This window comes from Mucilaginibacter oryzae (assembly GCF_003148845.1).
GTDB classification, from domain to species: domain Bacteria; phylum Bacteroidota; class Bacteroidia; order Sphingobacteriales; family Sphingobacteriaceae; genus Mucilaginibacter; species Mucilaginibacter oryzae.
This window is the reverse complement of record NZ_QGHA01000003.1, coordinates 444,924-466,936: the sequence shown is the minus strand read 5'-3', so window position 1 is coordinate 466,936 and position 22,013 is coordinate 444,924. Positions and strand designations below refer to the sequence as shown.

Sequence of the window (22,013 nt, the reverse complement as noted above, 5' to 3'; positions counted from 1 at the left end):
TTAGTTTGTTTGAGTGTAAGTAAACCTGTTGCTGCGTGGCAGGCAGAGCACATTGTTTTGCCCGTCGGTAATTATAAGGTCGATACCCAAAGGGTATTCGCTGTTCTGTTCTTTAAGATAATTCAACAAATCGGGGTTAATGCCTTTAACCCATACCGTAGCTTCGCCATTTACGCCGGGGCCATTCATGGTGATCTTTAAAGAATCTGTCATAGCCACGGCGCTTATCACCTGAGCGGCAGCTATCAGCGTGGCGCTGTCTTCTGGGTAAACCGGTGTTCCCACCCGGGCTTCGTGTAAACCCCGGCCATCATGGTTTTCGGGTAAAAAAATATAATCGGCCACAGCAATATCCACTTGCTGCGCAGCGGTATTCACCAACAGGTAATCGGCAATATCCGTGCTGTTTTGGACTGTGATATGGTAGTTGGTATCGGCATTCAGCAAAGCAAAGCCCGTAAGCGCAGCAGCTTGATTTAAACCAGCCGGTGGCAAAATATTCGATGATGGAAAAGTATTGATCTTACCGGGGCGGGACATGCTATCCAGCAGCAAACGGAAATGCTGTTGCGCATCAAAAACAGTATTGTAATGTAGTTCAGGTTGCATATTATTCCTGTTCCATCAGTTTAAAATCAACGCGGGTGCGCATAATCTGGTTATATTCCAGTTGCTCGGCTTTACGGATGAGTTGTAATTGTTCGTTCAGAAAAGTGTATACAGCCTGTAAATCGGCACCGGGCAATTGGGTAAGCGCATCTATAAAGCCAATGCAATAAGCGCGCACGGGCTCGTCGCCCAGGCAAATACCATAGCCGCGTTGCCCGTTCACTAAAATTTCGCATTCGGTGGTGAGGGCTTCACCCAGGTAAAACTCCTGCAACTCTACCGTGTCTTGCGCCCGGATCATGGTCATACAGGTTGAAGGGGCTTTGGCAATGGTCACTTCAAAGTTCTCTTCTATCGAGGCTACGAAAGCCCGGAGGGAGGCCAGTTCGCACTCGCATAATATAAAATCCTGTTCTTGCATCGGGCTTAATGATTTGAATCAAAATTAGGCCGCAATTATTTGTGAATAATTAGGGAAGGGATATTGTTTTGTTAGGGGATTGTTAGCCCCCCGTCCCCCTGAAGGGGGTGTTTGTTTGCAAGGGTTGTCTGGACTGGGATTGGGTGAATAGAATAACTTAGTAAACTCCGGTTAAGGGGAATGACAAGCATGCTGCCCTGAGGACACGGCAACCGGGTTGAATTAATAGTATTTGTTGAAATTGCTTAGTATTTGCTTATCTTTTAATTTCATAAATTCTTGAAAATGGCAAACGAGCTGCCGTGTCCTCACGGCAGTCGGGGATAGGTGGGTAAGAGTTGTCAAAATCCAGTTCAGACAAACCGCTCATTAAATCTATACCCCACTGACCTCACCGTCTCCACTGCATCCTTATACTCGCCCAACTTTTTCCTCAACCCGGCAATCTGCACATCAATGGATCTTTCGGTAGCAAAATACTGCGAGCCATTAATGCGCTCAATAATCTGGCTGCGCGAAAAAACTTTTCCGGGTTGTTTGGCCAATAATTCGAGTAGTTTAAATTCGCCTATGGTTAGTTCTAACAGCTCATTATTAATGTACACTTTGTAGCTAACGAGGTTCATCCGCAGTACGCCGCACTCAATAATTTCCTTTGCTTCTTTTCGGGTACTCGCGGTGTCTTCGGTGCTTTTGCGGCGCAGGATCTTTTTTACGCGGCTCATCAGCTCGCGCATCCGGATGGGTTTGGTCATATAGTCTTCGGCGCCTACCTCAAGGGCGGTTACGGCATCAATCTCGTCATTTTTGCCGGTGAGCATTACCAGGGGGATATCCCGTGTGGAGGGGCTCATTTTGAGGTTGCGGCAAAGTTCCAGGCCGTCCATCTCGGGGAGCATCCAGTCGGTTACCAGCAGGTCGGTGTTATCGGCGTTGATGTATTTGAGGGCATCAACCGCGTTAAAGAACATTTTAACCTCGTAACCTTCCTGAACCATGTTATGTTTTAAAATCTCCAGGATGTCGTAATGGTCATCAATAATAACGAGCCGGGGTTTTCTCATAAGCTATTTTTACCATTACGATATTAGTCACCGTAGTTAAACTAAAGATTAGCCCATTGTTAAATTCTAACAATAAAAGCCGCTTTCTCTGTTAAATTAAGCGTCAGAAAATCTAATGCTAACTTTTCACTAATTATTTGCTAATATTTTAGCCGTGGCGCATTAAAACGGAGATCGACCTGGCCCAACTTTTCTCTAACCCGTTTCAATTTAATACAGAACTAATACAAACCTAATAATTACCCAATGTTGATTGTACAACTTAGATTCCTGATATTGCCTTTGTGGAAAATGTTAAAATAATAACCATAAATACCTGGAAATGTGACGGGGATTACCGGCTGCGGATGCGTATACTGGCCAGGCAACTGAAGGAATTAAATCCTGCCGTGATAGCCTGCCAGGAATGCTTTTACAGTAAAGAAGCCAAAGCTGATACGCTGGGGTTTTTGGCAGGTGAACTGAATATGAACTATTGCTTTTTGCCGGGGCGATCAAAAAGGCGCCTGTTTGAGGGGCACCTTGTAAACAGCACTTCCGGTTTAGGTGTATTATCGGTTTATCCGCTGAGCGAATTTAAACATATAAATTTACCGGTTGTACCGGATGATAATGACCGCAAGGCTTTTACGGTATCCGTAAGCCTGCCAACAGGAACAAATATGTTGCTTACCACGACACATTTAACCCACTTGAGCCATGCCAGCGGTTTACGGGGACGCCAGGCCGAAGCTTTGGCTTCCTTTGTGGGTACCGATGCCGCGCATCCCTTTCATATTATTTGCGGCGATTTTAATGCCACGCCGGATTCGGACGAAGTAAAGGCCTTTTTAGCCAAATCGGGGGCGATTGATTGTTACACGGCAGGCAATGGCACCGAACCAAGGTACAGCCTTACCGACGCTTACTACAAAGCCAATAAACAGATCTGTATCGATCAGATTTTTGCCTTGCCTTTACCTCCTCACGGCGGTTACCCGGCATTTATCAACTCTGCCGTTACCCTGAATGTGCCCGACGAGGAGAGCGGGTTATATGCAAGCGACCATTTTGGCATTACCACAACCCTTATTACCGGCTAATGGAGAAAGTACCGCGCATTCAGGCAACCGGCAGTTTGGCTGTTGATGGAACAGCAAGTTTAAAAACAAAGTATGAGTAAATTATTTTACGTTATCGGCCCATCCGGAGCAGGTAAAGATACCCTGATGAACTATGCCCGCAAACAGATTAACGGATCAGAAAACGTGATGTTTGCGCATCGTTACATCACCCGGCCGCCATTTGCCGGCAGCGAAAACCATGTAAGTTTAAGCAACGAGGAGTTTGAACTAATGAAAAAGGCAGGCATGTTTGCATTACAGTGGGGCAGCCACGGCAAGTATTATGGCATAGGCCAGGAAATAAACAGCTGGTTGAACAAAGGGTTTAATGTGGTAGTCAATGGCTCGCGCGAATACCTTCCGGTTGCCAGGCAGCTTTACCCCGACCTTTTTGTTGTTTTAATCACTGCCGGTGCCGAAGTGTTAATAAAGCGACTGGCGGGCCGCGGCCGTGAAACACCTGATGAAATAGCCGCCCGGATAGCCCGCACCGCGGAGCTTGGCGAAAACATGGAAAACTGCTTCATCATACAAAATGATGGCGAAATTGAAGAAGCCGGCAGCAAATTGGTAAATCTTATTTCTGCCGCACAAAAAATCCTCATTTAAACAATCATGAGAATAAAAATATTACTTACCGTTTCGGCCATATCGGCGATATTTGGTGCCGCTTGTAACTCTGTTAAAAATGATAATGGATCAGGTATTTCTGAACAAACCGGTATGCACAGCGCTTACGATGATAGTACGCTGACCAACAGGGTGCTGCCTGTGGTAATGCCCTACAACCGTATTATTGATCCGGCCGGCAAAGTGATCAGCTTTGGCGATCCTAACCTCGAAAATCATAGTCTTGATGTGAAGCTGATCCCGGAAAGCACTATACTGGCGGTTGAAGACCGTTATGGCATTACACTTATTGATACGGTTAAAAGCAAGGTGATAGCCAAATGGACTTTCACCGGCGATAAACAATACAATGGCCTGATGAGTACCTATTCGGGTATCAAAGTTCTGAAAAAGGGCGATAAAACTCAGATCTTCTGGAGCGCTTCAAATGGTAATAATCATCAATCGTTTGTGATGCAGGCCGCCTGGAACGGCGAGAAACTCAGCATTGAACACGCTTTCCCGTTTAGTCCCACCGCGCCGTCGCCTTTGGCCCTGCCTAACGAGCTTGTTATCAACAACGAAAACGGAACCGATTTTCTATATGTAGCGCTGAATGGTAATAACCAACTGGTTAAAATTAATCTGTATACCCGCCAAACTGTATGGACAAAGCCAACCGGCGTAGCCCCTTATGGCCTGGCCATTGTCGGGCATCATATTTTAGTAACCAACTGGGGCGGCCCCATGCCTGCCGATACCGTTAAACATGAAACTGCCGGCGTGCCTTACGGAAGCACTTACGTCAATCCTAAAACGGGCGCTACATTAATGGGAAGCGTGCAGGTTACTGATATCAATAGTGGCGATGTGGTTAAGGATATCCCGGTTGGCCTTCATCCAAACGTTATCATCAAAAGTAAAGACAACCGCTTTTTATACGTAGCCAATGCCAACAGCGATAATGTATCGGTAATCAGCATACCTGACTATAAAGTAGTTGAGCAAATTTCTGTTCAACTTACCACCGCCAAAAACAGCTATATAGGCGATTCGCCAAATGCCCTGGCTGTAAACGATGAGGGTAGCACCTTATATGTTGCCAACGGGCTCGATAATGCAGTAGCTGTAATACAGCTCGGCGCTAAGGCATCGGCCAAAGGCACAGGTAAATCAACTATAAAAGGTTTTATTCCTACCGAGGCCTATCCGGGCGGTTTATTGGTTGATCATAATACGCTGTTTGTAACCAACCTGGAAGGCGAGGGTTCGCGCCTTAGCACTAAAGAATTTAAATCAGAAGTTCCTGATCAGGTTACGGCTTACAATTCGCATCATGAAAAGGCAACCATCTCCATGATCCCGCTGCCCGATGAGCAAACCTTAAATCAATATACCCAAAAAGTAAAAACGCTTAACCTCACCTTCAGGCAGGAAATAGCGCAGCAATTGCCCCGTAAAAACATCGCGCCCAAACCAATGCCCGAGCGTATTGGCGAACCATCGGTATTTAAACACGTGCTGTACATTATTAAGGAAAACCGCACATACGACCAGGTTTTAGGCGACTTGCCCACGGGTAAAGGCGAGCCGTCATTATGCATTTACGGCGATAAAGTAACCCCAAACCAGCACCGGTTAGCCCGGGATTTTGTTTTGCTGGATAATTATTATGCCTCGGGCAAATGCTCGGCCGAGGGCCACCAATGGACGGATGCAGCCATGGTGACCGATTATGTGGCCAAAAACGTAAGGGCCTGGTTCAGGAGTTACCCGCATGTGCAGGAAGACGCCCTGGTTTATGGCAGTAAGGGTTTTATCTGGAACAACGCCGCCGATCACGGCAAAAAAGTAAGGATTTACGGCGAGGCTTCAGTACCGCATTACGACGACAAGTTGAGCTGGACTGACATATACAACCAATACCAGGCCGGCACACCGTTAAAGTTTCATAACACCAGCACCATATCAAGGGTTAGGCCTTTGCTGTCGCAAAACTACCCCGGATCAGACGAGTTGAAAATAACTGACCAGATCCGGGCATCCGCATTTATTAAAGAACTGGAAGGATATGAAAAACAACCAGGTGATGAACTGCCCCAATTAATGGTAATGGCACTTTCAACGGATCACACTCAGGGTACCCGCCCGGGTTTGCCTAAACCTGAAGCCATGGTTGCCGATAACGACCTGGCCCTGGGCCGGATTATTGAAGCTTTAAGCAAAAGCCGTTTCTGGAAAAATACCGTTGTTTTTGTTACCGAAGATGACTCGCAGGCGGGTTGGGACCATATTTCTGCTTATCGCACCACCGGGTTTGTGATCAGCCCCTACAGCCAAACGCAAAAAACAGTATCAACCAACTATAATCAAACCTGCGTGGTGCGGTCTATCGAACAGATTTTAGGCATCCCGCCTATGAATATTATCGATGCAACCGCTCTCCCCATGTTTGATTGCTTCGGGCAATGGCCATCTTTATATACCTACAAAGCCGTCCCAAACCGTATCCCACTTAATGATATGAACCCCAAACTGGCATCTTTAAAAGGGCAGGCCTTGTATTTTGCAAAGGCATCGTTACGACCCGAGTTTAACCATATTGACGGAGGTAACGATGATTTGCTGAACCGCATTTTATGGTACGCCGCCAGGGGTAAAAAAGCCTACCCGGCAAAACTGGCAGGTAAACCTGTTGATGACGATGATGATTAACGTTTAAAGTGATTTCACAAAGCCGGATGATTTGATCTCGTAGCCCATTTTATGATAAAAAAGATGGGCTACTTTTCTGTCATCGCGGTTACCGCTGTTAATGAGCACGGTACGCAGGCCTTGTTCGGCGGCGTAGTCTTCCCAGGCTTTAACCAGCACTTTCCCTACGCCAAGGTTTCGCGCGGTTTCTTTAACTACAAAGGCCAGCACACGCAGGTAGTTGCCGTTTTTTTCGTAATACAAACCTTTTTGCAAACCGGCCAGGCCTACAACCTCGTTGTTGTAAATGGCCAATAGCGTTCTGTAATCAGGATGGGCAAATATGGCTTCCATGCGGGCCTGCATATCGGCAAGGCTGGTAGGGTAGCTCATATCATTCATTAACCCGGCAATGGTTTCAATATCGGCAGCGTTGGCGTCTCTTAGTGTTATCTGGTTGGCAGTCATATCGCAAAGTAATATTACAACGGGTTAAAGCTCCGTATTAATTATTAGCGGTTTGTTAGCACTTTTAAAGTTATTTCCTTTTTAGCAAACAGGTTTAATATCCGCCGACGCGTATTCAACCGGCGGGTGCAGGAGTTTTGCTTCTTGATAAATGTCAAGTTTCTTTTTATCATACATCAATGTGCAGGTTTGAGGGGCAGGATACATTTGTATCAACAAAAACGATACAAAATGTCAAAAACAATTTTTATAACCGGAACAAGTACAGGGTTTGGTAAATTAACCACAATAACCCTCGCAAACGCAGGCCATACCGTTATAGCAGGTATGCGCGGAGTTAACGGCAAAAACGAAGCTGTAGCCAAAGAATTATCAGCGCTGCCCAACATGGAAGTGGTTGAAATAGATATTACCAACGACGAATCGGTTAAAGCCGCTTTCGGGCACACTTTAACTAAATACGGCCATATTGATGTGTTGGTGAACAACGCGGCGGTATCGGGCTTTGGCTTGCTGGAGGCTTATTCGCTCGATCAGATCAGGCAGATGTTTGAAGTGAACTTTTATGGTACCCTGCGCACCATTTTCGCGGTACTGCCCGGCATGCGCGCGGCAAAAAGCGGCCTGATCATCAACATCACAACCGGTGCCAGTGGCCATACGCTGCCGTTCATGATCCCGTATTTCGCTTCAAAATTTGGCGTGGAAAGCATTACTGAAGGTTTGCAGGACGAGCTTGCTCAATATAACATTGAAAATGTAAGTATCCAGCCGGGCGTTTATCCTACCGAAATGAACAACGGAAGCAAGGCCGGTGTGCATGCAGATAAACCTAAGATTATTGCTGAATATGGCGATGAAGCCGCTCAAAAATTCAACGCCATGGGCACCGCCTTGTTCAGCAAGATGGCCGAATTTAATATGGATCCGCAAACCATTGCCGATGGTATCCTGCACCTTGTTGAAATGGAAAAAGGCAGTCGCCCGTTGCGTTACCCGCTTGATGCCGTTGCCCAGGGTACCGACCAGGAATTTATTGATGCCCGCGCCGCCATTAAGGCAAAATGGCTGAGTAAATACAATAATTAATGTTTTACTTATAAAATATGACCTGTAACAAAGCGGATATCCCGGATAAAAAGGGATATTCGCTTTTATTATGTTCGGTCCGTTAAAACAATACATCAGCAACAAAATAACCCTTACCGAAGCCGATTACGCTAAAATTGAAGCGGTTTGTATTTATAAAAAGCTTCGCAAAAGGCAATACCTGTTGCAGGAAGGCGATGTTTGGAAATACAACTGCTTTATTGTGAAAGGCTTGCTGCGGTTTTACAATGTTGATGACAATGGCAGGGAGAACATTATCAGTTTTGCCCGCGAAGATGGCTGGACCGGCGACCGGGCAAGTTTGCTTACCGGTGAGCCATCCCAAAATAACATCGACGCCATTGAGGATTCCGAGCTGATCCTGATTGCCAAAGCCAATTTCGATAAACTTTGCCGCGATATTCCGGCCTTTAATGATATGGTTAACGCTATTCTCAACAAAAGTTTTATTGTTAGCCAAAACCGAATCCATGCGGCTATAGCGTTTACAGCCGAACAAAAATATCTTGATTTTGTACAAAAATATCCTGATCTGTCGGTCAGGGTGCCGCAGGCCATGATCGCTTCATATCTGGGCATCACGCCCGAAACCCTGAGCAGGGTGCGTAAAGAAAGCGCCAGGAAGCATTAGTTTTTACGCTGCATCAATTCAATATTCTTCTGCTTTAAATTTTGCAAAACTGTTTTACCATAATCGGTAAAGTATTGATGATGTTGTAATATATGCAGGTTGAGATCCTGCCATTCGGTATCGGTGTAACGCTTATCTAACTGATCTTCCCATTCCGCTTTCAGGTTCCGGGCAAAATCCTGGTAATTTTCGGCGGCGAAATGGCGCATATCGGCATCGCAGATAACCTGCTGGGTAAGGTTTTTAGGCGATTGCGGTACTTTTGTAGCTTCAATACAATCCCATACCTGCTGTATAAAATCGTTGCCATAATGGTGCTGCATCAAAAATGTGCCGGCTATCACAATGCTGGTATCTTCGTGACCTTTGTAATGATATAAATACCCGGTATCATGAAACCAGGCTGCCACCTTAACTATGGTAGTTTGATCGCGGTTCAGTCCGCTTTGTTTGGCAATTTCAACCGCGGCATCCACTACATATTGCGTATGCTGCAAATTGTGAAAGTGCATATTTACCGGCAGGCTGCTTTTTAAAAGCACCTTAACGTAAGCAGCGGCTTTTTGTACTATGTTTATTGCAGGCATGATGACCGCTATAGTACCTTCACATTCTGTAGTAAATTTGGATAATTTATAGCCTTGCCATCCTTTCAACATAAAAATGACACTTTGCCTGGCTTTTGTTACCTGTAAGGGCAAGGTGTTTAAACAAGGTCATATTCTTAACTGCGGGGCCTTAATTGATGATAAGCACTATGCTTTTTAAAATCGGAGAAGTTAGTGCCGGTTGCGTTTTTGAAAAATTTACTGAAGTGGGCCAGGTCGCAAAAGCCCAGATCGTAGGCTATTTTTTTCATGCAATTATCCGGATGCACGGCCTGGCGTTTGGCCTCGTTGGCAACCCGTTGGCGTATATGGTACCCGGCCGGCTGGCCTGTTAGTTTCTTTACCACTTCGTTCAGGTAATTAGGGGTAACAGACAAGCGATCGGCATAATCAGCAACCATTTTATATTCCCTAAAGTGCCTGTCGAGCAGGCTCATAAAGCTTTGAAGTATTTCGGTGTTCCGCGATTGTTTTAAGGGTTGTGATACCACTTCCAGTTGCCGGTATAAATAAATCAGGAAAATTTTAAAATAGCGCTTAAGGATCTCGGCACGGTATAAATTATTCCTGCTGTATTCCTTTATCATTATTTCGCTGATGTCTTTCATATCTTCGGCCAGTTCGCTGCTAATAATGGTGTTTTGCGAATTACCGAATAACTGGTAAAAATGATTATAAGCAGTTTCACGGCCATAGTCATCGGCGTCAAGAAACGAATCGGTGAACTGAATTACGTAGCCCTGCAACCCTTCGCTAAATTTAATATCATGCAATTGCCCGGGCCTGATCAGCAACAACTGGTTGATAGTTATGCTGTGCTTTTGTAAGTTAAGTCTGTAATGTCCGCTACCGGCCATAATCCATATTAACATGAAGTAACCATTAGGCAGTTCGATACCGTTTTCCCTTACCCATTGAATGGTTTGAATTTTGAAAGGAAGGCAAATTCTGGCCTTTTCGACAAGTGGTGACGCAAAATCGTTTAATTGTTTCATGGCTGCTTAGTTTAGGGTTGTAAAGCAATTCTGTGTTGTCCAATATCGTGCCGTTGGTGTTAAATTTCTGTTTGTTAGTGTTTTATGTTTTTTTAGGTATTGAAGTTACTAACGATATATCATAAAATATCCGTTTGCCAATCGAAATAACGTACCCGGTTATGCTTTTTTAAATATCATCTCCATACCGATGTAACCGGAGCAAGACATAATTTATACATCAACATCCCTGTTTAATACATTGCTTCATGAACTTTTATAAGTGACTTTTAGGAGTTGAGCAAGGGCCTGTTTCAATTGGCGTAAAATAAGCTTTTAAAGTTTAGCCGCTTGTGAGCCTTTGCTTTGTAAAATAGTATTAAGTGAACATCATTATAAGCACCTCTTTTTCGGTTTATAAATCGATGCCGCCAGGCCGTTTTTTTTTTCGGCCGGCAGCTGCAGAAGCGCAATTAAATTTAAGCTTAACGGTGATTGCCTGTATATTGCTTATGGCCGTGGTTTTAATTTCAGTTTATCATACACGCCGTCTGAAGCGAACCAATGAACGCCTGCTGGCTGACATGCAAAACAAGATCAGGGAGCAAGAACTGGCTTTACAGCATTTGATTACCGATAATCATCGCCTGCTTAACGAGAAGGACTGGCTGCTGAAGGAAGTTCATCACCGGGTTAAAAATAACCTGCAGATAGTAATGAGCCTGCTGAACACTCAATCGGCTTTTTTAAAAAACAATGCCGCGCTGGCCGCTATTCGCGAAAGCCAGAACCGGGTACAATCTATCGCACTCATCCATCAAAAGTTGTATAGCCATGCGGATGTGGCCTTTATTGATATTGCGGTTTATATTAACGAACTGTTTAATCACCTTGACGATTGTTATAAGGCGCGCGAAAAGGGGATTAGGTTTGAACAACTGATCCTGCCTGTAAAAATGGATGTGGCCCAGGCCATACCCGTTGGCTTGATGCTTAACGAGGCTATAACCAATGCCATAAAATATGCCTTTGCAGCCGGACCGGGAATTATTAAAGTATCGCTCGAAACTTTAAATGATGATAACATTGCTTTAAGCATAAGCGATAATGGCGTTGGCCTGCCACCCGGTTTTGATATTAAGCAAACCTCAACATTAGGGATGGAAATGATGAAAGCGCTGAGCAGGCAATTAAACGGTAAATTTACCATAAAGAACGAAAATGGCGTTTTGATCTCCCTCATCTTCGGTATTGAAAACAAATTTGGAAGCGATGACAACGGTAGCCGCAGATAGCCCCGGCCTGTTTCGGTCACGTAATTTATACTACTGAAACCTTAATTAGTACATTGATTGTACATCGTTTCGCCTCGAACTTTACATTATTACACAACGGTTAATTATTTAGTATTAATTAACAAGGATAAAAAAGTAAAGATCGATCATGAAAAAGCCCGTTTGTTTTTCCATCGCTTTTTTAGCAAGCGTTTTGATGTTTTTATCGGCAGCTATTTTTATCCGGCTCAACACCGGGCTTATGCAGCCGTTTATGCCAGCGGGGTTTTTCATGATAGCTGTACAGGCCGTGTGCGCTTTAAAATTCGCGCTGCTCGTTATTATACTGATGCCGAACAAACCGGCGCTTACACAGGTTGCCTCGGGCTTTGTATCGGCCGATATGCTGATCATGTATTTATGCCTCAGGTTTAATGGCAGCTTAACGCTGCCTGTGGCGCCTTTCACGGTTCAGGTCTTGTTTATTGTTTATTACATGACAGTTCAGGGACGCCTGTGGATTTATAAAACCGAAGATAACGCCGCTAAAGTAAAAGGTAACCTATCCCCCGCATTTAAAAGCAGATTGATATGAAACATAACTACAAACTGATAGATGTGATTACCGACCTGCAGGAGCGGGGCTTTAACCATGATTTTGTTATTGAGAAGGAATACATCAGGTGCCTGCAGCATAATGAGTTGATCTCTCCTGATGATTTTGAGATTTCGGAAACCTACCACTGCGGAAGCAAGGACGGTGATAACCTTGTGTACGCTATCCGGCTAAGTAATTATGATGTAAGCGGGATCCTGATGAGCAGCTACCGCACGTACATCCGGGGAATGTCTATACGGTTGTGGTCAAAATTTAACAACGTAATCAAATTAAGCTTAACAGCAGCAAAATAAAGGCCTAACGCATCAACTATGAACAGGGGAATAAGAAACATTAACAGCCTCGGCGCAACTTTACCAGATTACGCTACCAATGTAGCTTACATCGGTAACTGGAAAATTCAGCTCCGGTCAAACAAAATAGCTGTTTGCCCGCGTATGCGTAAAATACTTGAGTTTGAAAAGGGGGACTATGAAAACCTTAACGACTTTTTCGACCTCGTTAAGCCCTGCCAGGTCAGCCGGTTAATCCACGAGTTTAAAGCCGCCTGTTTTAACGGAACGAGATTTGAAAAACGGGTGCAGGTAATAACGCCGCGGGGAACTGAAAAATGGATTGAGCTAACAGGCGTGTTATATTCGCGCAGGTGGGGTACCGCCGAGCAGATGGTTGGGACGGCTGAGGATGTTACCCAAAAGGTAAATGAAGAATGCCTGGGGATGGCTATCATTAACCATGAATTGCGTGCGCCTTTGTCTATCATTAAATTAAATACCCAAACTTTAATCAGCCAGTTGGGGCACAGCATCAACAAGCAGCCGGTTAAGCTTTTAAACATGGTCGATCAGCATATTAACGGTTTTACAAGGCTTATTGAAGAGTACCTTTCGGCCTCGGCAGGCGACGACAAGGCCGGGCAGCTCAACTTTAGTTTGTTTGATTTGAACGATTTGATTGATACCGTACTTGGCGAAATGCGCATTTTATACAGCAGTCACCGGTTTTGTAAATTATCAGCCCATGAGCCGGTATTGGTAAGGGGTGATAAGTACAAAATTATGCAGGTGCTCATTAACTATTTTAACAACGCGGCAAAGTTTTCGCCGCAATGTTCGCGCGTTACTATCAGTGTAAGCCGTACTGAAAAAGATATTGAAGTTGCCATAGCCGATGAAGGAACGGGGATTAACCAGGAAGAAGGGCAGGCGCTGTTCCAGAAGTTTTATCCGTGCAATCTCAAATCGGTACGGCAAAAAAACAGTAAGGGTTTAGGGTTATACATTGTTAAAAATATTATTCAAAAGCACGGCGGCACGGTGAGGGCTAAAAATGGTGAAAATGGTGGCGCTGTATTTTATTTTAGTTTGCCGGTTAGCGAGCAAAGCAATTTTAACACAACCAGGCAGGATGCGATAAAGCTAATGGCATAAAAGGGTAATCGTTAAGTAAAAGGAATAATAAAAGACAAAAACATCTTTTATTATTGAGGCTAATGCCTACATTTGCTTTGTAAAGCAATGGGGATATTTTCAAAAACATGCGAGTATGCGTTGCGGGCAGTTTTTTTTATAGCCCGGCGAACGGTTGAAGGCAATAGGGTAGGGATAAAGGAAATAGCTTCCGGCATTGATTCGCCCGAGCATTTTTTGGCCAAAATACTGCAGGATTTAACCAGGCGTGGTATCGTTCAATCGGTAAAGGGACCTAACGGCGGCTTCTATCTCAATCAGCAAAGCCTTGCCCGCCCGTTAATAGAGGTAATTGAAGCTGTTGATGGCGACGGCTTATTCAGGGACTGCGGTTTGGGTTTGAAAGAATGTTCGTCAAAAAATCCGTGCCCGCTGCATTCCGGGTTTTTAGAGGTGCGTAACCGTTTACAAAGCATGCTTGAAAGCATAACTATAGGCCAGTTTAATGAAGATTTAAACTTAGGTATCGTAGTGCTTAAAAAGTAACCCCATTAAATATCGAAGCATTATGAGTGATATACAAAACCTCGCATCAATTAAGTTAATGGTTGATGATTTTTATACCAGGGTACGGCGCGACGGGTTATTAGGGCCGGTTTTTAATAACGTAATTAAAGACGACTGGCAGCCGCACCTTGATAAAATGTACGCCTTTTGGAACGCAGCGCTGTTTGGTGTAGCCGGTTTTAAAGGTAACCCTTTCGCCAGGCACGCGCCGCTGCTTATTAACGCCGGTCATTTTGAGCGCTGGCTGGAACTTTTCAACCAAACTATCGACAGTCATTTTGCCGGGCCCATGGCCAATGACGCGAAAAACAGGGCCGGTTTAATGGCTGCAATGTTTCAAAGCAAGCTGGCTAACTTGAAGGGCGGCCCGGAAAGAGTGATTGTTTAATTGATTTCTAAAAAAAACAACCGGACCGTTCTTCGCCCGGCCCGGTTGAATAAGCTATGGGGTTTGTGATTTACTTCACGTAATTAAACGATATACTATCGGCAACAGCCAAACCACTCATGTTTTGACCCACATACACAACCGTGTACTTAGCGGGCTTACTGATATCAAATGCTTTTAACAAATCGGTGGTTACAGATAAACTGTCTTTAGCGTTTACTTTAATGTAGCTATCGGCCGGAGGCGGCATAACGCGTTTGGCCATAGCGCCTTTATATTGCATTTCCTGGCCGCTTTCATCTTTTACTTCCAGGTATTTGCTGATTAGTGGCTCAAAAGGCGTATGCCATTTGCAAAACCGGCGGGCGGTATCGGCAGTATTGTAAACTGTAAACTTCAGTTCAACGGGTTCGCCGACTTTAACCGGGTTTTTGATGCTTATTTTGGCAATAAGGCTATCGCTGACCGGTTGTTTAACGGCTTGAACGGCGGTTGAATCGGTAGCAGATGTGGCTTTTTGCGACTTGTTAACACCGCAGGCAGAAAATGCCAGCAGGGCGGCAGATAAGATTATTTTATAGTTTTTCATGCGCAAAGGTAATGATTACATGAGTGCGGATATTTTAAATTATCCGTTACAGTTTTAAAATAGCCCGTTTATCTAAAGCCTTTTTCTTTCAACTATCTTTTAACCGGTTAAAGTTCGACTAACCCGTTCGCACCATCAATCACCCGGGTTGATTTAACCCTGCCTTAATAATACTTGCGTATTTTTGCACAATGGAGCAAACAACAGTAATTACTTCATTGAAATACACTACCCCGGTTATTAAAAAAGATCAGCCGGACGATAGCCATAAATTTCAAAGCCCTCCTGGTGCTTCGGGCAACTATCCCTACCATTTAAATATAGATGATGTTGTGCCGGGCATAAATAAGGACAAGATGGTGTTCCACATGGTGGGCGATACCGGCAGCATCCGTAACCCCGGCTCGCAAAGGCACATCGCGGCCTTAATGGCCGGGCAGTATGGTGCTGTTGCAGATGCGGACAAACCTCAATTTTTATATCATCTGGGCGATGTGGTTTATAACCATGGCGAAGCTAAAAACTATTACGACCAGTTTTATGAACCCTACAGCGTTTACCCTGGCCCTATATTGGCGATAGCCGGCAATCACGATAGTGACGTTAACCCTGCCGCCGAATTCCCTTACCAAAGCCTCGACGCGTTTACCACCGTATTTTGCGATACAGTTTCGCGCCCCGTGGCGTTTAGCCGCGAAATTGACCGGATGAGTATCACCCAGCCCAACATCTACTGGACAATGGACACCCCGCTGGCTACTATTATCGGCCTGCATACCAACGTGCCCAAATACGGTGTGATTACGCCCCGGCAGCGCGAATGGTTTATAGAGGAGTTGCGGATGGCCGATAAGCAGCGCCCCGGTAAGGCAGTTATACTCTGTATGCACCACGCGCCTTACTCGGCAGATATTAATCATGGGGCCAGCCTGCCCATGATCGATTTTCTGGAAGGTGTTTTTAGCGAAACCGGTATCAGGCCTGATATTGTTTTTAGCGGGCACGTGCATAATTACCAGCGTTTCAGTAAGCTGTACAGCGATGGATTGGTAGTGCCTTTTATTGTAGCAGGTACCGGCGGCTTTGACGAGCTGCATCCTGTAGCTTTAACAGATGATGAACGTTTTACTGCCGATGACTGCAGGTTTGAAGGTGTTAACCTGGAATATAGTTGCGATAGTTGTCACGGCTTTATGAAAGTTGCACTGGAGAAAGCCGATGGCGCGATCACTATAACAGGCGAATACTATACAGCTACGGGCGAAGGAACAGCACTTTTAGCTGATAGGTTTGCATTAATCGTTTAGGGCTATTAACAACGGGCATGCAAACGGATAATGTTGTTTGCATGCCTGCTGTGCATCGGGAAACCGCTACAATTCGATACTTTCTATGGCTTTATCCAAAGCGTTTGCCTGGAGCTGGGGTACTTTGGTGCCCTCCACTCGGAAAGCTTTGATATCCGTCATGCCCATAAATCCCAATACAGCCCTTAAATATGGCTCGGTAAAATCGTACGCTTTCATAAAGCCTTCAGAGTAAACACCACCCGAGGCGATAGCCAGGTAAACCTTTTTGTTTTTAACCAGGCCTTCAGGTACTTTGCCGTCATATTTAAAAGTTTTGCCGGCACGGGCTATATGATCGATCCATGTTTTTAGGGTTGATGGGATACTGAAGTTGTACATAGGGGTATCAATTACAATGGCGTCTGCATCTGTCAATTCGGCAATAGCAGCATCCGAGTGTTTAACGGCCTCAGCCAGTTCGGGGGTACGTTTTTCTTCGGGCGTGTAAAATGATGCCAGGTGCGCTTCTTCCAGGTGCGGAAAAGGGTTAGCTGCTAAATCGTGTGTGGTTAAGGCGCAACCCGGATTGGCCGATTGCAATTCTTTAACAATCGCATTACCTAATTTTACGCTGAACGAAGCCTCGCCCTGCGGGCTGCTGATAAGATGTAATATTTTCATTGTTGTTTGTTTGAGAAAGCAAAGCTACTGATGTGTACTATCAAAAAGATACTACTATCCCAAAGGATATCGGTATCCTTTGGGATAGTAATCGAAGTGGGTTTGCTTGATTAGTGGGACACGATGCAACTCTTTTAGGGTTCGCCCTCGTTGATTTTGATCACTCCAATTTTGGATGAAATGATTTAGCTGTAAAAATAATGTTACAACCGGCATGCCTTTCATATAACCAATACAACAAAAACCTTAAAACATACATCGGTTTTAGCATACCCGGGCGATAAATTTATTAAAACCTGTTGTTGTATTTTTATAGCTGCGGCCTGATTACCAACTAAATAAATAAGCGCGATTTGACCGGAAATGAATAAATTTACTTGTCAAAACCTGTCATAGTTCCGCCTGTATTCACCCGGGATGAGCAGTGTTGCGGTATGCTTATGAGTCTTTAACACAATAAAATACGCTGTTCATGTTTAAATATATAACGTTATGTTTTATTGTTGCTTTTTTTGCATCCGGCGTGTCGGGACAAAAAAAGATGGACGTTGCTGCCATTAAATTAAACCTGCAAAACCTTAAATCCGGGCCGGATACCGATATCCTTAAATTACAGATTAAGCTTGGTACTTATTACCTCAATAAAATAGGCGATCATCAAGAGGTGTTGGATAGCGGTATTACGGCGTTCACTAAAGCTATTCAGATGAGCATGGCCCTCCACTCGGCAAAATGGCTTAATGAAGCCCTGATGCTCAGGGGCGCGGCATATATCAAACAAAACAATTTGAAACAGGGCAAAGCCTCCTTTATGCAGGTGATAGATTATTACCGCAAAACCGGGGATAAGGATGCCGAAGGTAAAATCCAGGCTCGTTTAGGCGATAATATTTCGGTAGATCTTAAAGATGGCTTGCCGGATAAAATGGCAGTCTACCAGCAGGCGCTGGCCCTATTTAAGCAAACCGGTAACAAGCTCGGCGAAGCCGATATGATCCGGAGCATTGCCGATGTTCACCTCTTCCAAAAAAAATTAGACATTGCCGGTGATGAGCTGAACAAGGCACTTAAACAATATCAATCAATCGGCTACAAAAAACTGGCTGCCACCTATCATTCCATGGCCGAGGTAAGTAAACAAAAGGTTGATCTGCATAAAGAACTTTACTACCGGCTTGAAGTAATTAAAAGCATGAACGAAACCGCCGATACTGCCCTGGCCGATTTTTATTATGCGAAAGTGGCGCTGGTTTATGCCGACCTGGAGAAGTACGATCAGAGCCTGGTTTACATCCTCAAATCGGCCGAGATCCTGAAGCGGCGTAAACAGTATGAGGATTTTTACGGTTACCTGAGCCTCATCATTTATGATTATATCGCTGCTAAACGGCCTAAAGAAGCGTTAGCCTATCTTAAAAAGGCGGTAGCAGAGGTACCGCCGGTTATACTTGCGCAACAGGTTGATATGTACGAGGCTTTCGGTAATATTTATGTGGCGCTTACAGATTACGCCAAAGCGGAGCAATATTACCTGAAAATGATGGAGGTGTACAAAACCACCACCTATAACAAAGATTTTTACACCACCAACGAACAAATGGTGACCGATTTTGTGCATTATAATGAAACTATGGCGGGTTTTTACCTGCTTACCCGCCAATTTAAAAAGGCGGGTATTTACACCAGCCGGATCCTGGAATTAAAACCCGGCGCCATCCGGCCGGTTACCCTCACCAAAATCCACAGGATGCAATTCAGGGTTGATTCGGCATCCGGTAATTATGTGGCTGCCATAAAACATTTCGAGATTAATAAACGATTAGACGATTCGCTGTTTAGTGCTATTAAAAATAAGCAGATAGAAGAGTTGGAAATCAGGTATAAAACTAAAGAAAGCAGGCAAAAGATAAAGCTTTTGCAAATGCAAAGCGACGGCCAGAAGGCCGAAATCCAAAAAGCAAACATGCAGCGCAATATCACTTTTGCCGGTATCGCCATGCTTATCATCATCGTTGGCTTTGCATTTAACGGGTACAGGCACAAACAGGAAACCAATAAGCAGTTACAATTAAAGCAGGCTGAAATTAACGAGCAGAATACGTCGCTGCAGCGGCTTGTGTACGAAAAAGATAACCTGCTTGAAGAAAAGGATTGGTTGCTGAAGGAAGTGCATCACCGGGTAAAAAACAACCTGCAGATAGTGATGAGCCTGCTCAATACACAATCCGCTTTCTTAAAAAATAACGCTGCGCTTGCAGCCATCCGCGAAAGCCAGAACCGGGTGCAGGCCATTGCCCTCATTCACCAAAAGCTGTATAGCAATTCAGCGGGGTCTTATATTGATATGTCGGTATATATTAATGAATTGATCAGCTACCTGGCCGATTGTTACAATCCTGCCGGGCGTGGGATACGCTTTGAGCAAATGGTTGAGCCGATAAAGCTTGATGTTGGCCAGGCTGTGCCTTTAGGCCTTGTTTTAAATGAGGCTATTACCAACGCTATTAAATATGCCTTTGGGCCACAGGGAGGTGAAATCAAAATCGCCCTGCAACTTGCTGAGGAAACTATTATACTCACCATAGCTGACAACGGGACCGGGCTGCCGGCCGGTTTTGATTTGCGCCGGGCAAACTCCCTGGGCATGGAAATGATGAGGGCCCTGAGCAAGCAGCTTGGCGGGTATTTTAAAATTGAAAATTGCGGGGGAGTGCTGATCACGGTAGAATTTAAAGCCGAGACCAGATTAAGCAAGACAGAAACAGACACTTTATATAGTTAAACCTATGAGCAGAAAAATATTAATAGTTGAGGATGAATCGCTGGTGGCTTACGACCTGAAATTAATATTGACCCGCGCAGGATACCGGGTTTGTGGCATTGCCGATTCGGTGCCCGAAGCGCTTGAAATAATGGAAGAGCAAAAGCCCGAAATGGTATTGCTTGATATTTTTTTAAAAGGAGATTTAAACGGTATAGATCTCGCCGCGATGCTCACCGCGAAAAACATCGCTTTTGTATACCTTTCTGCTAATTTCCAGGAAAGTATCCTCGAAAAGGCTAAGGCTACCCAGCCTTATGGTTTTTTGGTAAAGCCTTTCAGGGAAAAGGAATTACTGATTACGCTTGATGTAGCTTTTTACCGGCATCAAAACAGCATCGAATCAAAATTACGCAGGGAGCAGGGTTTAGAGCAGCTGTTTAAAAACATAGTAGCCGAGCCCATAAACTGGAAACAGAAACTGCTTAAAATAGCCACCAGCTTACAGCCCTACGTTCCGTTTGATTATTTAACGGTGATTGTTAGAACCTCCGCCGGATTCTCGGACGAAGCTATTTCATTTTTACGTACCGGTTTTGATGAATACCAGGTTATCGGTATCAACGAATTTTTAAATATAACAAACATTAGCCGGGCACGGTTAAAGGAAATGCAGGCCGAGAGCCCGCTGCTTACTAAAACCGCCTTTTATAACGACGGCGATTTTACCACATTACAATCGCGTTTTCCGGTTAAAAAACTGCTGGCAAACGCTCTTCATATGGAATCGTTTTTGGGAAGCCCCTTGGTGAATTCAAAAGGCGACAACGTATGTTTTTCGTTTTACAGCCGCAAACCCGATTGTTACAGTACCGATCATGTAGTGCTGCTGGATAGGTTGCACCGGTCGCTCTTAACCGCCATGGAAGACATCATCCCGGTAGATCACGGCGAAACAGCGCCTTTTAAAAATGATGTGTACGCTGGTAAGGGGCTAAGTGAGCAGAATAAGGCGGCAGGCTTTCGGGATATTATATGCAAAAGCCACCAAATGCTCACCGTGCTGGATCATATCGCTATTGTGGCGCCGCTCGATACTTCGGTATTGGTTTTGGGCGAAAGCGGCACCGGCAAAGAGCGGATTGCCAAAAGCATCCATTATCTGTCGCCCCGAAAAAATAAGCCTTTGGTAGTAGTTAACTGCGCTTCGATGCCGGCCACCCTTATTGAGTCGGAGTTGTTTGGTCACGAAAAGGGCGCGTTTACCGGGGCTGTTGAAAAACGTACGGGAAAGTTTGAACTGGCCGATGGCGGAACCATTTTTTTGGATGAAATAGGGGAGATGCCTGCCGAATTACAGGTAAAACTACTGCGTGTGCTGCAGGAACAGGAGATTGAACGTATTGGCGGTAAAGGACCAATTAAAATTAATGTTCGCATCGTAGCGGCTACGAACCGCAACCTTGAAAAAGAAGTTGAGGAAGGCCGTTTCCGGCTCGATTTATATTACCGTTTATTCGTATTCCCGATAACAATACCGCCTTTGCGTGAGCGCAAGGATGATATCCCGGTTTTAGTTCGCCATTTTTTAGAACGTTATGCGCAAAAAAGCGGCAAAAATATTACCGGTGTCACACCTGATGTGATGACACAGTTGCTTGAATACCAATGGCCGGGCAATGTGCGCGAGCTGGAGCATTTTATTGAGCGGAGTGTGCTGCTTGCCGATGGCCCGATGATAAAACACACATACCTGCCCAAACTGCAAAGTAAAAAGGAAAGCTCCGTTTATAAGGATGTTGCTACCGACCGGCTAAAAACCATTGATGAAAATGCACGTGAACACATTCTTGATGTTTTAAGGCGTTGTAACGGAAAAATTAGCGGTAAGGACGGCGCTGCTTCCAAACTGGGTTTACCGCCGTCTACCCTGCACTCAAAAATGCAGAAGCTGGGAATCAGGAAGTGGGAATAAACATAGAGCGTTGAAGGATAACGCAGTTATTAAGCTAATAACTGCGGGTACTTAAGGCAAAGTTTTACACGTTCAATTGCCTTTGGGTTGAGTTAATGGTTTTGCTAACCGATGTTTTATCATTTTGATAATACCGCCCTACCAAAATGGTAGGTCCGTTGCTGTGGTTA

General features: G+C 44.7%; 23 protein-coding genes. 14 read left to right on the top strand and 9 right to left on the bottom strand.

What is annotated here, in order from left to right:
• The 3 genes from phnH to LX99_RS11120 form a co-directional block, all read right to left on the bottom strand.
• Complete coding sequence (gene phnH, locus LX99_RS11130) at positions 1-609, bottom strand: phosphonate C-P lyase system protein PhnH (RefSeq protein ID WP_109607941.1); 609 nt, start codon at positions 607-609, stop codon at positions 1-3.
• Between the two features lies 1 nt (position 610).
• Positions 611-1,030: a phosphonate C-P lyase system protein PhnG gene (locus LX99_RS11125; RefSeq protein WP_109607940.1), complete on the bottom strand. Its 420-nt coding sequence runs from the start codon at positions 1,028-1,030 to the stop codon at positions 611-613.
• A 353-nt stretch (positions 1,031-1,383) separates the two neighbouring features.
• Complete coding sequence (locus LX99_RS11120; protein WP_109607939.1) at positions 1,384-2,094, bottom strand: response regulator; 711 nt, start codon at positions 2,092-2,094, stop codon at positions 1,384-1,386.
• A 284-nt stretch (positions 2,095-2,378) separates the two neighbouring features.
• On the opposite strand from LX99_RS11120, the gene LX99_RS11115 reads away from it, so the two are divergent.
• From LX99_RS11115 to LX99_RS11105, 3 genes are all read left to right on the top strand, one after another.
• Positions 2,379-3,176: an endonuclease/exonuclease/phosphatase family protein gene (locus LX99_RS11115; protein ID WP_109607938.1), complete on the top strand. Its 798-nt coding sequence runs from the start codon at positions 2,379-2,381 to the stop codon at positions 3,174-3,176.
• 72 nt (positions 3,177-3,248) lie between these two features.
• Entirely contained in the window at positions 3,249-3,806 is a 558-nt protein-coding gene (phnN, locus tag LX99_RS11110) for a phosphonate metabolism protein/1,5-bisphosphokinase (PRPP-forming) PhnN (RefSeq protein WP_109607937.1), read from the top strand.
• 6 nt (positions 3,807-3,812) lie between these two features.
• Positions 3,813-6,521 (top strand): alkaline phosphatase family protein, encoded by a 2,709-nt coding sequence (locus tag LX99_RS11105; protein ID WP_109607936.1) that lies wholly within the window; start codon positions 3,813-3,815, stop codon positions 6,519-6,521.
• A gap of 3 nt (positions 6,522-6,524) precedes the next feature.
• Here the strand turns inward: LX99_RS11105 and LX99_RS11100 are convergent, their stop codons facing one another.
• Positions 6,525-6,968, bottom strand: a complete 444-nt coding sequence (locus tag LX99_RS11100) for a GNAT family N-acetyltransferase (RefSeq protein WP_109607935.1) — start codon at positions 6,966-6,968, stop codon at positions 6,525-6,527.
• Positions 6,969-7,199: 231 nt separating this feature from the next.
• On the opposite strand from LX99_RS11100, the gene LX99_RS11095 reads away from it, so the two are divergent.
• Together LX99_RS11095 and LX99_RS11090 are read left to right on the top strand one after the other, a co-directional pair.
• Positions 7,200-8,057 carry an SDR family oxidoreductase gene (locus tag LX99_RS11095; protein WP_109607934.1) on the top strand — a complete coding sequence of 286 codons (858 nt, stop codon included), beginning with the start codon at positions 7,200-7,202 and terminating at the stop codon, positions 8,055-8,057.
• Positions 8,058-8,127: 70 nt separating this feature from the next.
• A complete protein-coding gene (locus tag LX99_RS11090) occupies positions 8,128-8,709 on the top strand; it encodes a Crp/Fnr family transcriptional regulator (RefSeq protein ID WP_109607933.1) in 582 nt (193 codons plus the stop codon).
• Here LX99_RS11090 and LX99_RS11085 read toward each other — a convergent pair.
• On the bottom strand, positions 8,706-9,296 hold the full coding sequence (locus LX99_RS11085) for an HD domain-containing protein (RefSeq protein WP_109607932.1): 591 nt from the start codon (positions 9,294-9,296) through the stop codon (positions 8,706-8,708). The genes LX99_RS11090 and LX99_RS11085 overlap by 4 nt on opposite strands.
• 137 nt (positions 9,297-9,433) lie before the next feature.
• Positions 9,434-10,312: an AraC family transcriptional regulator gene (locus LX99_RS11080; RefSeq protein ID WP_109607931.1), complete on the bottom strand. Its 879-nt coding sequence runs from the start codon at positions 10,310-10,312 to the stop codon at positions 9,434-9,436.
• A 491-nt stretch (positions 10,313-10,803) separates the two neighbouring features.
• Between LX99_RS11080 and LX99_RS11075 the strand changes: the two genes are divergently transcribed.
• Positions 10,804-11,586 carry a sensor histidine kinase gene (locus LX99_RS11075; protein WP_170122671.1) on the top strand — a complete coding sequence of 261 codons (783 nt, stop codon included), beginning with the start codon at positions 10,804-10,806 and terminating at the stop codon, positions 11,584-11,586.
• Between the two features lie 114 nt (positions 11,587-11,700).
• On the opposite strand, the gene LX99_RS25635 is transcribed toward LX99_RS11075, so the two are convergent.
• Positions 11,701-11,859 carry a hypothetical protein gene (locus LX99_RS25635; protein WP_022832523.1) on the bottom strand — a complete coding sequence of 53 codons (159 nt, stop codon included), beginning with the start codon at positions 11,857-11,859 and terminating at the stop codon, positions 11,701-11,703.
• Between the two features lie 55 nt (positions 11,860-11,914).
• Between LX99_RS25635 and LX99_RS11070 the strand changes: the two genes are divergently transcribed.
• From LX99_RS11070 to LX99_RS11050, 5 genes are all read left to right on the top strand, one after another.
• Positions 11,915-12,160 (top strand): hypothetical protein, encoded by a 246-nt coding sequence (locus LX99_RS11070; protein ID WP_146203097.1) that lies wholly within the window; start codon positions 11,915-11,917, stop codon positions 12,158-12,160.
• Positions 12,157-12,477: a hypothetical protein gene (locus LX99_RS11065; protein ID WP_109607928.1), complete on the top strand. Its 321-nt coding sequence runs from the start codon at positions 12,157-12,159 to the stop codon at positions 12,475-12,477. Before LX99_RS11070 ends, LX99_RS11065 begins: the two co-directional genes overlap by 4 nt.
• An 18-nt stretch (positions 12,478-12,495) precedes the next feature.
• Entirely contained in the window at positions 12,496-13,614 is a 1,119-nt protein-coding gene (locus LX99_RS11060) for a PAS domain-containing sensor histidine kinase (RefSeq protein WP_109607927.1), read from the top strand.
• 87 nt (positions 13,615-13,701) lie between these two features.
• Positions 13,702-14,139 carry an RrF2 family transcriptional regulator gene (locus LX99_RS11055; protein WP_109607926.1) on the top strand — a complete coding sequence of 146 codons (438 nt, stop codon included), beginning with the start codon at positions 13,702-13,704 and terminating at the stop codon, positions 14,137-14,139.
• 22 nt (positions 14,140-14,161) lie between these two features.
• Positions 14,162-14,548 carry a group III truncated hemoglobin gene (locus LX99_RS11050; protein WP_109607925.1) on the top strand — a complete coding sequence of 129 codons (387 nt, stop codon included), beginning with the start codon at positions 14,162-14,164 and terminating at the stop codon, positions 14,546-14,548.
• Positions 14,549-14,618: 70 nt separating this feature from the next.
• Here the strand turns inward: LX99_RS11050 and LX99_RS11045 are convergent, their stop codons facing one another.
• A complete protein-coding gene (locus LX99_RS11045) occupies positions 14,619-15,137 on the bottom strand; it encodes a protease (protein ID WP_109607924.1) in 519 nt (172 codons plus the stop codon).
• Between the two features lie 191 nt (positions 15,138-15,328).
• Between LX99_RS11045 and LX99_RS11040 the strand changes: the two genes are divergently transcribed.
• The gene (locus LX99_RS11040) at positions 15,329-16,444 is read left to right on the top strand and encodes a metallophosphoesterase family protein (protein ID WP_109607923.1); all 1,116 of its coding nucleotides are present in this window, start codon (positions 15,329-15,331) and stop codon (positions 16,442-16,444) included.
• 66 nt (positions 16,445-16,510) lie between these two features.
• On the opposite strand, the gene LX99_RS11035 is transcribed toward LX99_RS11040, so the two are convergent.
• Positions 16,511-17,107 (bottom strand): FMN-dependent NADH-azoreductase, encoded by a 597-nt coding sequence (locus LX99_RS11035; RefSeq protein ID WP_109607922.1) that lies wholly within the window; start codon positions 17,105-17,107, stop codon positions 16,511-16,513.
• 472 nt (positions 17,108-17,579) lie between these two features.
• Between LX99_RS11035 and LX99_RS11030 the strand changes: the two genes are divergently transcribed.
• Together LX99_RS11030 and LX99_RS11025 are read left to right on the top strand one after the other, a co-directional pair.
• Positions 17,580-19,889 carry a tetratricopeptide repeat-containing sensor histidine kinase gene (locus LX99_RS11030; protein WP_109607921.1) on the top strand — a complete coding sequence of 770 codons (2,310 nt, stop codon included), beginning with the start codon at positions 17,580-17,582 and terminating at the stop codon, positions 19,887-19,889.
• A 4-nt stretch (positions 19,890-19,893) separates the two neighbouring features.
• Positions 19,894-21,843 (top strand): sigma 54-interacting transcriptional regulator, encoded by a 1,950-nt coding sequence (locus LX99_RS11025; protein WP_109607920.1) that lies wholly within the window; start codon positions 19,894-19,896, stop codon positions 21,841-21,843.
• Positions 21,844-22,013 lie beyond the last annotated feature (170 nt).

Coding starts and splice junctions, on each gene's coding strand:
- LX99_RS11105 (WP_109607936.1), top strand. CDS start 3,813: ATGAGAATAAAAATATTACTTACCGTTTCGGCCATATCGGCGATATTT.
- LX99_RS11035 (WP_109607922.1), bottom strand. CDS start 17,107: ATGAAAATATTACATCTTATCAGCAGCCCGCAGGGCGAGGCTTCGTTC.
- LX99_RS11090 (WP_109607933.1), top strand. CDS start 8,128: ATGTTCGGTCCGTTAAAACAATACATCAGCAACAAAATAACCCTTACC.
- LX99_RS11125 (WP_109607940.1), bottom strand. CDS start 1,030: ATGCAAGAACAGGATTTTATATTATGCGAGTGCGAACTGGCCTCCCTC.
- LX99_RS11120 (WP_109607939.1), bottom strand. CDS start 2,094: ATGAGAAAACCCCGGCTCGTTATTATTGATGACCATTACGACATCCTG.
- LX99_RS11065 (WP_109607928.1), top strand. CDS start 12,157: ATGAAACATAACTACAAACTGATAGATGTGATTACCGACCTGCAGGAG.
- LX99_RS11025 (WP_109607920.1), top strand. CDS start 19,894: ATGAGCAGAAAAATATTAATAGTTGAGGATGAATCGCTGGTGGCTTAC.
- phnH (WP_109607941.1), bottom strand. CDS start 609: ATGCAACCTGAACTACATTACAATACTGTTTTTGATGCGCAACAGCAT.
- phnN (WP_109607937.1), top strand. CDS start 3,249: ATGAGTAAATTATTTTACGTTATCGGCCCATCCGGAGCAGGTAAAGAT.
- LX99_RS11085 (WP_109607932.1), bottom strand. CDS start 9,296: ATGCCTGCAATAAACATAGTACAAAAAGCCGCTGCTTACGTTAAGGTG.
- LX99_RS11030 (WP_109607921.1), top strand. CDS start 17,580: ATGTTTAAATATATAACGTTATGTTTTATTGTTGCTTTTTTTGCATCC.
- LX99_RS11040 (WP_109607923.1), top strand. CDS start 15,329: ATGGAGCAAACAACAGTAATTACTTCATTGAAATACACTACCCCGGTT.
- LX99_RS11095 (WP_109607934.1), top strand. CDS start 7,200: ATGTCAAAAACAATTTTTATAACCGGAACAAGTACAGGGTTTGGTAAA.
- LX99_RS25635 (WP_022832523.1), bottom strand. CDS start 11,859: ATGAAAAACCCCGCTGGCATAAACGGCTGCATAAGCCCGGTGTTGAGC.
- LX99_RS11080 (WP_109607931.1), bottom strand. CDS start 10,312: ATGAAACAATTAAACGATTTTGCGTCACCACTTGTCGAAAAGGCCAGA.
- LX99_RS11045 (WP_109607924.1), bottom strand. CDS start 15,137: ATGAAAAACTATAAAATAATCTTATCTGCCGCCCTGCTGGCATTTTCT.
- LX99_RS11100 (WP_109607935.1), bottom strand. CDS start 6,968: ATGACTGCCAACCAGATAACACTAAGAGACGCCAACGCTGCCGATATT.
- LX99_RS11050 (WP_109607925.1), top strand. CDS start 14,162: ATGAGTGATATACAAAACCTCGCATCAATTAAGTTAATGGTTGATGAT.
- LX99_RS11075 (WP_170122671.1), top strand. CDS start 10,804: ATGGCCGTGGTTTTAATTTCAGTTTATCATACACGCCGTCTGAAGCGA.
- LX99_RS11070 (WP_146203097.1), top strand. CDS start 11,915: ATGCCGAACAAACCGGCGCTTACACAGGTTGCCTCGGGCTTTGTATCG.
- LX99_RS11060 (WP_109607927.1), top strand. CDS start 12,496: ATGAACAGGGGAATAAGAAACATTAACAGCCTCGGCGCAACTTTACCA.
- LX99_RS11055 (WP_109607926.1), top strand. CDS start 13,702: ATGGGGATATTTTCAAAAACATGCGAGTATGCGTTGCGGGCAGTTTTT.